This window comes from Kitasatospora phosalacinea, from assembly GCF_000716545.1.
Classification (GTDB): Bacteria; Actinomycetota; Actinomycetes; order Streptomycetales; family Streptomycetaceae; genus Kitasatospora; species Kitasatospora phosalacinea.
This window is the reverse complement of sequence record NZ_JNWZ01000111.1, coordinates 1-10,702: the sequence shown is the minus strand read 5'-3', so window position 1 is coordinate 10,702 and position 10,702 is coordinate 1. Positions and strand designations below refer to the sequence as shown.

The 10,702-nt window shown below is 69.9% G+C and carries 4 protein-coding genes and 4 pseudogenes; 4 read left to right on the top strand and 4 right to left on the bottom strand.

Features of this window, described 5'->3' with window-relative positions; genetic code table 11:
• Positions 1-278: 278 nt before the first annotated feature.
• A pseudogene (locus tag OO48_RS34725) lies at positions 279-1,129 on the bottom strand (IS5 family transposase).
• A 132-nt stretch (positions 1,130-1,261) separates the two neighbouring features.
• Entirely contained in the window at positions 1,262-1,960 is a 699-nt protein-coding gene (locus OO48_RS32925) for a hypothetical protein (RefSeq protein ID WP_157845604.1), read from the bottom strand.
• Positions 1,961-2,453: 493 nt separating this feature from the next.
• Between OO48_RS32925 and OO48_RS32920 the strand changes: the two genes are divergently transcribed.
• A complete protein-coding gene (locus OO48_RS32920; RefSeq protein ID WP_033223069.1) occupies positions 2,454-2,879 on the top strand; it encodes a BrxA/BrxB family bacilliredoxin in 426 nt (141 codons plus the stop codon).
• Positions 2,880-2,985: 106 nt separating this feature from the next.
• Here OO48_RS32920 and OO48_RS32915 read toward each other — a convergent pair whose 3' ends face one another.
• Positions 2,986-3,405 carry a peptidase inhibitor family I36 protein gene (locus OO48_RS32915; protein WP_157845603.1) on the bottom strand — a complete coding sequence of 140 codons (420 nt, stop codon included), beginning with the start codon at positions 3,403-3,405 and terminating at the stop codon, positions 2,986-2,988.
• Positions 3,406-3,774: 369 nt separating this feature from the next.
• On the opposite strand from OO48_RS32915, the pseudogene OO48_RS34720 reads away from it, so the two are divergent.
• The 3 genes and pseudogenes from OO48_RS34720 to OO48_RS37000 all read left to right on the top strand — a co-directional run.
• Positions 3,775-4,745, top strand: a pseudogene (locus OO48_RS34720) (tyrosine-type recombinase/integrase).
• A 695-nt stretch (positions 4,746-5,440) separates the two neighbouring features.
• Positions 5,441-7,486, top strand: coding sequence for a hypothetical protein (locus OO48_RS32905; RefSeq protein ID WP_157845602.1), 2,046 nt, complete (start codon positions 5,441-5,443; stop codon positions 7,484-7,486).
• A 71-nt stretch (positions 7,487-7,557) separates the two neighbouring features.
• A pseudogene (locus OO48_RS37000) lies at positions 7,558-7,695 on the top strand (YnfA family protein); the annotation flags it as partial.
• Between the two features lie 2 nt (positions 7,696-7,697).
• Here OO48_RS37000 and OO48_RS32900 read toward each other — a convergent pair.
• Positions 7,698-10,559, bottom strand: a pseudogene (locus OO48_RS32900) (Tn3 family transposase); the annotation flags it as partial.
• Between the last annotated feature and the right edge of the window lie 143 nt (positions 10,560-10,702).

Below are 10,702 nucleotides of genomic sequence, written 5' to 3'. Positions count from 1 at the left end.
CGCACACAGCACCGCGTCCGTGAGCTCGAAGAGCACATCCGCGCGGGCGTAAAGGCACTCGTAGAACTCGACCCGAAAGCGGGACAGGACGCCCAATGCATCACTAGCGGGCACATCGGCAGGCAGACTCATACACAGCGGCCGTTCTCTTGTGCTTCGTGACTCGACACCTCGAAGCGTGGAGAACGGTCGCCTCTGCTGTCCCGGGAAGAACCGCAGATCAGCAGGTCGGGTGACGTGCATGGATAAACGCCAAGCTAAGGGTGTCCGCCAGTAGGTCATCGGATGCGTGGGCTCCGGGGACGGGTGTTCCAGCGGTAGAGGGTCCAGGCGCGTCGGATCAGGCAGCGGACCGTGATGACGGTGGCGGCCAGGGCGAGGAAGAACTCGACGGCCGCTCTCCGGCGTTCGGTGCAGCGCCGGAGCTTGCCGAAGTTGTTCATCCAGGAGTTCGTGCGCTCGACGACCCACCGGCCGCCGGTCTGGATCGGGGTCTTCGCGCCGCGCGGGGCGATGCGGGCGTCGATCCTCCGGCCGGCCAGGTCGTCGTGGGCGATCGGTAGTCGTAGCCGGCGTCCAGGGTGAGACGCGGATGCTCCGGCAGCGGCCCGAGGGCCTGCTCGAGGGCGGTGAAGCGGTCGAGGGTGGCGGGCAGCAGGGTGTGGTCGCGGGTGTTGGCCGGCGCAGGCTCGATGACCAGGGGTATGCCTGCCCCGTCGGTCAACTGCGAGCGTTTCAGCCCGAGTTTGGCGCGGTCGACCGGGCTCTTCCCGGCGCATTCACCGCCGGAGGGCGCCTTGGTGATGCAGCCGTCGGCGTTCAGGCGGTCGAGTTCGAGCCCGATCATGCGGTCGTAGGGGGCGAGCACGAGCAGCCGCAGGCTCTCCATCGCGCCGGCCGCGATCCACTCGTCGCGGCGTCGGCGCAAGGTGGTGGCCGAGCAGTGATCGGCGGCGGCGCGTTCGTATCCGCAGCCGAAGACCAGGACCTGCACCAGCCGGTCGAAGACGACCGCGTCGCTGATCCGAGGGTTGTGGCAGCCCAGCGGGTGCCGGTCCTCGCGCACGGGCAGGAGGGCGAGGAACTGGTCGCGGATCGGGTCGAGAATGCGTGATGGGACGGCAGGCACGGATCCCCCGGTGATCATGAAGTGTAGAGAGCTCCATGATCGGGTGGGCCGTGCCTGCCCTGCTGCCGGCACCTACTGCTGGAGGCCCTTGAGGAGTCCCGTGCCGGGTGGGAGGCGGTGTGTACTGGGCGGTTATGAAAGGCCCGCCTGGGTGATGGGGAAGTCCAGGAATCCGGCGTAGGCGCCGTCCGGGGCGTCGGGGAGAGGCGTGGCCAGGGGGCAGTTGTCGGCATCCGTGCCCGTGCGCTGCTGGGGGGTCAGACCGAGGTAGAACGGCTGTTGGAGGGCGTAGGAGGCGCCGTCGTCGGGGTCGGCCGGGGGCGGGAACTGGGTGAGTTCGGCCGTCCAGCGGGCGGGTTCCAGGGCGGTGAACTGGTAGGGACCCGGGGTGTCGCCGCAGCGCGCGAAGGTGACCTGCATCGGCTGGATCCACGTCTCGGTGAGCTGGCCGCCGCTGATCCGGAGAGTGCCCGAGCCGGTGTCCCCATCCTCCGGGGCGCGGCAGGTGATCTCGCCGAAGAAGGGATGCTGAGCGGTGATGCGGAGGTCCACGACCCGGTAGCGCACGAAGTCAGCGCCGCCGGCCTCGATCTCGACGGTGCGCGAGCCGGTGAAGTCCAGCTTCGGCATCGGCGGCGGAAGGGCCACGGCCAGCGTGGCACCGAACGCTCGGAGAGAGCAGCCGATGCTCTGCCCGACGGTCGGGAGCGGACTGTTGTCCTGCGGGGTGGAGCGGGTGGCGGCACGGCCGGTGGCGGGCGCGAGCAGTCCCAGCCCGGCGGCCGCCAGGGTGCCGCGCAGCATGCGGCGGCGGGTGAGGAGAGACGTCATGCCCGCATGATCGGTCCCGCGCGCCCCGGATCCCGACGACCCGCCCGCCAGCTCCCTCCCCGGAGTGACATCCTCCCTGTCCGCCTTGACCGGGCAGGAAGCCGGACGGATGGGCTGGGGGCGCCTTCCCGGCTCGGCGGCCGGGACGGTGCTCGCCTTTCGCACCTTCGGGAGCTGCCGTCGCGGCCGGCAGATCAGTGCTTGCACTGCCCGGCCCACCAGCAGTGCCTGGGAGCAGGGACGGCGGACTGGCCGGCCCTGCTCCGCGTGTCGGTGGCCAGTTAGATTCTCCCGCCGGCGACCACCTGACGGTGAGTCACTCGGTCGCGAATCTCGCTACATTCAGTAGTGAAGCTCGGTTCATTGCCTCGGCGACCCGCGCCCGGTCGGCACGTCGCTTCCGAGCGGACGGTTCCGGTCGGTATCGCCGCGAGTGGGCACGCCCAACCAGTACTCTGGGTAGCTCATCCGTCATTCTCAGTGAGGATTGGTAATGCCGTACTCACCGTTGCTGATCAAGCCGTTCCGGGAAGAACTGACCTCGATCGGCTTCGTCGAGCTGTGCACCGCCGACGACGTCGACCGCGCCATGAAGGACGCCACCACGGGCACGACCCTGGTGGTCTTCAACTCCGTCGCCGGCTGCGCGGCCGGCACGGCCCGCCCTGGTGTCCGGCTCGCCCTCGACGGGGACGCCAAGCGCCCGGACCGGCTGCTCACCGTCTTCGACGAGCAGGACATCGAAGCCACCGCCAAGATGCGCTCCTACTTCCCGGACATCCCCCCGTCCCACCCCTCCATCGCCCTCTTCAAGGACGGCGAACTCGTCTACTTCATCCCCCGCCACCGCATCGAAGACCGCGACGCCGAGAGTTTCGCCGCCGACCTCCGATCCGTCTTCAACGAGTTCGGCCAGTAGCAGCCCAACCGCGCTGCGGCCCGGTCCCGGCCCACTGGCCGGGACCGGGCCGCACGGGGCGCGGCCCCTCAGCACGCATCGCGCGAGCCGGCTGGTTTGTCAACGGTCACCGCGCGTGTTCGGCAGTCCGCCGGTGGGGCGCGCAACTGGCCGCCGGCGGGGGGCTGCCGGTGAGGAATCGCTGGCCGTACACGGGGAGTGAGGCGGCTCTGGCGCGGATTCCGTGAAAGCTGCCCACCGGCGCCTCGAAGCAGAACCAGTCGTCGTCGCCTTCGTTCGAAAGGATGGAGGCGAAGCCCCTGACGACGATCGATGATGCCTTGTCGTGGAGGGCGCCTTCCAGCTCGGGGGTGTCCTCGTCCAGGGTGACTCCCGCCCCGGTGAAGTCCGCGTGCTCGTAGAGCGTCACTGACCACCCCTCGGGAACACGGACGGAGGAGATGCAGTCGTTCATGGACTGGTCGAGCTTGTGGCGCCCACTGGCAAGCGTGGCGCTCTTGCCCTTGTAGTTGGCGTCGGAGTGCACGGTCACATGATCAGAAGGCATCCAATCCCTTAGGGTAACTAAAGGGCTACTCTAAGTCATTGAGTAGAGCGGGAGGCGGAGACGGATACAGATCCCCCGAGCCCGAACCGGTGACCGGGAGGCCTCGCGCCCAGGTATCGCCGCCGCGGCCCGAGCCTCCAAGTCCTGCATCCCCTATGGCCTACTGGCGGACTCTCTAAGCCCGGATCGCCGCTGGTCGGCAGCTGACGGGACGTCGGCGACCGGGTGGTCGTGAAGTCTTCCCACAGATAACACCCCAATATCTGCGGTAGCTTGACCCGTCACCTGCGGTGACGCGCTCCGGCCGCTGCATGAAGCGGCCCTGTTATCTGCGGCAAGGGGGAAGCGGTGCCCACCGTCGTACAGCTGCCGACGGGCAAGGCCCTCACCGTCCGAACGGCGGCCGACGTGTTCCTCGACCCGCTCGGCAACCCGAACACGATCCGCAACTACGGGATCGGGTCGGCAAGACCGCCGAGCGACTCGGCGAGGGTCGGCCGCTGGCATCGGTCGCCGACGACGAGATCGGCGAAGCCCTCGAACTGCTCTGGGGCACCTCCGCGGTGAACACCTGGAACTCCCGCCGGGCGTCGGTGCTGTCCTGGCTCGGCTGGTGCCGGGAGCGCGGCTACGACGGCCCCGCCGTACCGGTCTGGGCGAAGCGGCTGGCAGTGCCGGACTCCGAGACCCCGGCCCGCTCGAAGATGACGGTCGACCGGCTGATCGCCCGCCGGGAGGTGCACCTGCGGGAGAAGACGCTGTGGCGGATGCTCTACGAGACCGCCGGGCGCTCGGACGAGATCCTGGGCATGAACATCGAGGACCTGGACTTCGCCGGCCGCCGCTGCCCGGTCAAGGCCAAGGGGGCGAAGTCGAAGTCCCGCCGGGGCCAGGTCCGCGAGGACTTCGTGCTGGAGACCGTCTACTGGGACGCCGGCACCGCCCGGCTGCTGCCCCGCCTGCTCAAGGGCCGCACCCGGGGGCCGGTGTTCGTCACCCACCGCAAACCGGGCCCGGGGAAGGTCGTCAGCCCCCGTGACGTCTGCCCGGACACCGGCTTCGCCCGGCTCTCCTACGGGCAGGCCCGCGCGTTGCTGGACGAGCACACCGCGGTGCGCGGGCCCGGGACGGGCTGGGACCTGCACGAGTGGCGGCACTCCTCCCTGACCCACCTCGGCGAGGCCGGGGCGAGTCTGCTGATGCTGATGGCGAAGTCGCGGCACAAGAAGCCGGAGAACGTCCGCCGCTACTTCAAGCCCTCCCCGGAGGCCATCGCCGAGCTGACCAGCCTCCTCGCGCCCGGGGACGCCCGGCGCTGAGCCGGACCCGGCGGCTTGCAACCGGTACCCAGGTACAGGTTTGTGGTCGGAAACGTCTCTGCCCGCACGGCGCGGGGACGGATGGGAGCGAGCCATGACCGAGCTGAGCTGGGTGCTGACGTCCTGTACCCGTGCGTGGCCTGCTGTGTGCTGCCCGTCCTGATCACCGCCGGGGTGGTCGGCGCCGGGGCCGGGCGGTGGTGGGCTGGCTGCCCGCGATCGCCGCCGCCCTGGCCGCGCTCGACGCTGGCACGTGGTGGGGGGCCGCCGGGCCGCGCGCGGCTGCGGATCGACGGGCTGCGGCACCGGCGGGTGCGGGTGCCAGAAGGCCGAGGAGCCGCAGGACGGTCATGATCGCCACTGTGAACCCACCATCGTCCTCCTGGATCTACAAGATCCATTGATAGGTATGTCCACATCACAGGCGTCACCTCAAAGGGGTTACCCCGGCGTCTCCCGAGTTGCCGTCCCATCGAGCCCATGTCGTGATTGCTCACAGAAGGGAACGGACTGACAGCAGGTCAGTCCCACCCGGGCGAAGGCCGAGCACCGGTGTGAAGCCTGCGTGATCCAGTACGCGTCCGCTCGAAAGCCGGCGGTCCCACCCGATACCGGCACAAGACATCGGGACGCCGTGCCTGCGGGCACGCGAGTGCGTCTCAGGTGCCGCAACGATGGCCGGCCGGAGGACAGGGATGGCAAAGCAGGCAGCTGCGGCTGTGGACAGGCGGAGTACCGCGGTGAAAATCGGCTTTGCGCTGGGGCTGGTGCTCTTCGCGCAGGCCTTGCTCGCGCTGTGCCTCGTCAGTGCCCAGCAGTTGCTCGTGCCACGGAACATGCCTTTCGGCGTGGCCGGTCCGCCCTCGCCGGTGGTCGCCGAGGTGGCGTCGAGAGTGGGGCTGAACCTGACCTCGTATCCGAACTCGTCGGCTGTGACGGACGCGGCCGATCGGGGCGAGCTGTACGGCGGGTACGTCAGCGACGGTTCGGCGGACACCTTGATCGTGGTCCCGGCCAAGAGCTTCTTCGCCCAGACCGAGCTGGAGCCGGCGTTCCTGGCGGCGGCGCACGAGCTGGGCCGGCAGGTCACCGTGCAGACGGTCAAGCCGCTCGCATCCACCGACCCGGTCGGCGCAGTGACGTCGCTGTTGCTGCTGCCGCTGCTGATCGGCGGGTATCTGGCCGCCGTACTGGTCTACAAGGCGGCCCACGGCACCGCCGCCGCGCCGTGGCGCGCGGCCATCCTGGCCGGATACGCGCTGGTGGGCGCGGTGCTGACCGACCTGATCGCCGGGTTGGGGATCGGCGCCTACTCCAGCAGTCATTTCTGGCCGCTGCTGCCGTGCTTCTGGCTCATCACCTCGGCGGTGGCGCTGGCCGCCGCCGCGCTGCAAGCCCTGGTAGGCAGGATGGGCACCCTGCTCGTGGCGGTGCTCTTCATCGTCATCGGCGGCCCGCCGGCCGGGGGGCTGGGCACCTACCTGCTGCCGGTGTACTGGCGCAACATCGGGGTGATCTTCCCGCCGCAGAGCGCGGTCACCCTGATCAACCACGTGCTCTACTTCGGCGGCAGCGACATCACCACCCCGCTGGTCGTCCTCTTCCTCTATGCTCTCGCCGGCACAGCCGTCATCGGCTGGTACGGCCGCATCCGCCCGGCCAGGGCGGCAGCCCGAACCGCCGGCCAGGAAGCCGACACAACGGCACCGCCGGCCCCCGCGGCGACCCCTCCCAACCGCCGGCGGGCCCTGATCGGAATCCTCGTGGCGCTGGGTGTCTGCGCCGTCATGCAATGCCTGTTCGCCACCAACTACATGAGCGCCTCACACGCCCCCAAGGCCACCAACCTGCCGTTCGGCGCAGTCGGCACCTCGCCCGTCCTGGCCGCGGCCGAGAAGAACATCTCCCTGAAGGTCACCCGGTATCCGAACGAGGCCGCCGCCAAGACCGCGATGGACCAGGCCCGGATCTTCGGTGCCCTGATCTCCTCGGGCAGCTCGAACACCCTGATCGTGGTGCCGTCCATGAGCGACCTGGCACCGCTCGATCTCGCGGTGCGCTTCGAGGACGCGGCCAAGGCCACCGGCCAGACCCTGAAGGTGCAGCAGTACGCCCCGACACCACTGGCGGCCAAGGACCCGTTCGGCCTGGTCCAAGGGCTCATGCTGATTCCGCTGCTCATCGGCGGCTACATGAGCTCGACCCTGCTCATGGCCGTGACCGGCAGGGCGGCCGGCCGATGGCGCGCCGCCCAGCTCGCGGGATTCGCCGTCGTAAGCGGCCTGGTCGTCGATCTGATCGTCTGCTACTGGCTGCAAGGATTCCCCAGCAGCAAGTTCTGGATCACCTGGCCCATCTGCACACTGATCGTCGCGGTGGTCGCCGCCGTCGCCGCCGTCCTACAAAAGCTGCTCGGCCCCGTCGGCACCCTGGTGACGATCATCGTGGTCCTCCTGTTCGGCAACCCGTCCGCCGGCGGGGCAACCGGCGTGCCCTACCTGCCCGCCTTCTGGCGCGACATCGGGCCCTATCTGCCACCTCGCAACGGCTACATCCTGCTGCACCACACGATCTACTTCGACGGTCACGGAACCGGCCAGGCGCTGACCACCTTGCTCATCTACCTGGGTGTCGCCGCCGCCGTCCTCATCGTGCTCGACCTGCGCCGTCCCGAAGCCGCAGTGCCGGTCGACGCCACCGAAGCCGCAGCCATGGCCGTCCCCATCGGTGCCACGCCATAAGCGGTCCGCCCCACGAAACGGGAGTAAGACGTTCAGACACAGCCTCTGACCTGGATCGCCTCCGTCACAACGGCGGCGTTTTCGTCGCGGGCTCACTGGCCTGGGGCATGGCCGTGGACGGCTACCGGCCCGACCGCTACGACGTCATCGGCGCCTTGGTGTGCCTGGCCGGTGTCGCTGTCATCATGTACGCCCCCCGCCACCACTGACCTCACCAGCCGGGGTCGGCGTCCGGCTCGCGCAGCGGCCTCATCCCGCCGGGCAGCTCCGGGAGCTGGAAGGAGTACCGGCCGAGCATGTTGACGTGGTGCCGGATGAACGGGGAGAGCCGGGCCACGTCCTGGTCGCGGACGTCGAAGCCCTCGGTGCGGAGCTGGGTGAGGGCGGCGTCCATGTAGCGGGTGTTGAACAGCACGAGGGCGTTGAGGACCAGGCCGAGCGCGCCGATCTGGTCCTCCATGCCGTCCTGGTAGTTCTGGTAGAGCTGCCCGGCCCGGCCGTGGAAGATCTTCCGGGCGAGCGCGTGGCGGCCCTCTTGCAGGTTGGCCTGTGTCTTGATCTGCCTCCGGTAGCCGGGCTCGTCGGCCAGCCGCAGGATGTGCAAGGTCTTGGCGATCCGCCCGTAGTGCGCGATGGCGTCGCCCAGCGGGGTCGGCCGTCCGTCGCGCGACAGCATCCGGATCACGTCGTAGGCCCGCACCGCACCGGTGTGGACGGAGCCGATGATCCGGAGGATGTCCTCCCAGTGCCGCTCGATCCGGACCAGGTCGACCCGGCCGCGGGCCGCGTCCTGGAAGGCCCCGTAGTCGGCGGTGCGGTCCACGCGCCACATCTTCTGGTCCGGCAGGTCCGCCAGTTGCGGCGCGTACGTGAACCCGGCCAGGGTCAGCAGGCCGAACACGATGTCGCTGTAACTACCGGTGTCGGTGACGATCATCTCCGGGCGCCGCCCGCCGTCGCGGTCGTAGAGCACGTCCAGCACGTACAGCGAGTCGCGCGGGGTGCCGGCCACCACCTTGCCGCCGAGCCCGGCCGCCTGGTCGTTGATCATGTTGAGCCAGGTCGCGCCGCTCCGGCGCCCGAAGTACTTCGGGTTCGGCCGCGCGTACACCGACGGCACCGGCACCACGAACCGCATCCCGTCCACCGAGGCGACCAGGCCCCCGCCCCACGCCTGTGCGAGCGGGATCGACGCCTGCGTGGGGATGAGGGTGGCGTTCGCGGCCCGGTAGGTCTCCAGCCGCAGGTAGGTCTGGTCGACGTGCGAGAGCCGGCCGTACTTCAGCGCGTCCAGGCCACCGATCACCGGGGTGTAGCCGACGTTGCAGCCGTGCGCGACCAGCAGCGCGGCGATCGTGACGTGCAGGTCCCGCAGTCTCGCCTCGCTGCCGGTGACCGAGGTGAACGCCTGGTCGGCGCCGGTCCAGAAGAACACCTCCAGCAGTACCTCGGGCAGGTCCACTCTGGGCAGCATGGCGTTCACTGCCGCCCGCAGCTCCAGCAGCGAGGCCGGTTCGGGCTCCGGCTCCAGCGCGGCGAAGTGCAGGCGTCCGGCGTCGTCGAAGACGATCTGCGCGTTCACGGGCAGTCGGGAGGCGACCTCCCGGTAGGTGCCGTCCAGCAGCGCGGCCCGCGCCGCCAGGTGCGCGCCCGCCTCCTCCGGCAGGGCCAGGGAGGCCAGCACAGTCGGCTTGGTCTGCTCCCACGCCGCTCCGGCCAGCAGCTTGGCCCGCGGGTCGCCCCACTTGGAGGAGTTCTTGGCGAACACCTCCTTGCGCCGCAGCATCCGGTGGAACTGCTCCAGCACGCAGAAGGTGTACGCTTTCCAGTCCACCGTCCCGGGCTCCTGGTGCGGAGCGGAGAGCACCAGACGCCGCCAGGAACCGGCCAGCAGGTCGGTGTCGACCTCGGCGGGGCCCACCTTCTTGCGGCCCATCAGGTCCGGCAGCGACCTGAGCGCCTTCAGCACCGGCAGTCCCTCCGGGGTCGCGCCGAAGTCCACCACCTCCACCAGCAACTTCAGGAACGGCCGCACCGTGCCGAACCGGGTGGTCAGCATCGCCCGCCACGCCTCGTCCGCGTCCGAGTCCAGCGGCGGTGTCAGCTCGAACAGCGCCGCGATCGCGGCGGCCAGCTCCTGACGCGGGATCACCGCCTCGACCTGCTCCCACATCGCCTCCAGCGTGGCCACCTTCGGCGGGGTGACCTCCCCGGTGTCGGTGTCGACCTGCTCGGAGGTGGTGTCGAACACGACCTGGAAGGCGGCGGCCAGCTTCGCGCCGGCCCGCTCGACCTTCGGCAGGGTCTTCAGCTTCTCCTTCGCCGTGTCCCGCTCGGCACGGGCCAGCAGCTTGGTGGCGATCAGCACCTCCAGCAGGTCCAAGGCGTCATCGACGGCCCGGGTCGTCAGGTAGACCGCGGTGGCCATCAGCGTCGCCAGGCACCGTGAGTCGCCGTGCCGCTTCAGCAGCGTCGCCTTCCCGTCCACCCCGTACCGGGACAGCTCCGCCAGGCGCCGCGGCGGAATCCCGGACACGTCCAGCTCGCCCATGCCCAGGTCGGCGACCTCCCGGGCCCGCTCCAGCGACGACTTCATCTGCGGCCCCGACACCCGCACCGGACCGCGCCGCAGCCGGTCGAGCTCCGAGACCCGCTGGCCGGACGGCACGGTCAGCAGCGAGTCCAGCACCAGCCGCTGCCCGGCGTTCAGCAGCCCGTACAGGGTGTTCCACAGCCGCTGGTTCGCCGCCTCGCGCACCGACGCCACCAGCCGGGCCAGCGTCGTCACCCCCGGCAGCAATACCCGCCGCTCCCGCAGCCACCCCACCGCCGCGTCGAACAGTGCCTTCGGCCCCTCGCCCGTCGTCCAGGCCCGCGCGTCCACCCACGCCCGCAGCTCGGCCTCGACCTCGGCGAACTCCCGGTACTCCAGGAGCTTGCGCAACTCCCACATGTGCTCGAACCGGGTCTTCTCCCGCTCGCCGTACGCCTTCAGCACCGAGGAGTCGGCGATGTCCAGCTGGCCCGCGATGTAGTCCACGACCTCCGCCGGCACGTCGGCCGCGTCGTCCACTCCGGCTGGCACCCGGGCGCGGACGGTCCCGAGGGTTTCTACCTGGGGCTGGGCTTCCGGAGGACGGGGGAGCGGAGCGGTGACCAGCTGGTCGGTTATACACATCTGACGCTGCCGACGATACTCCTTGTGTAGATCTCGGT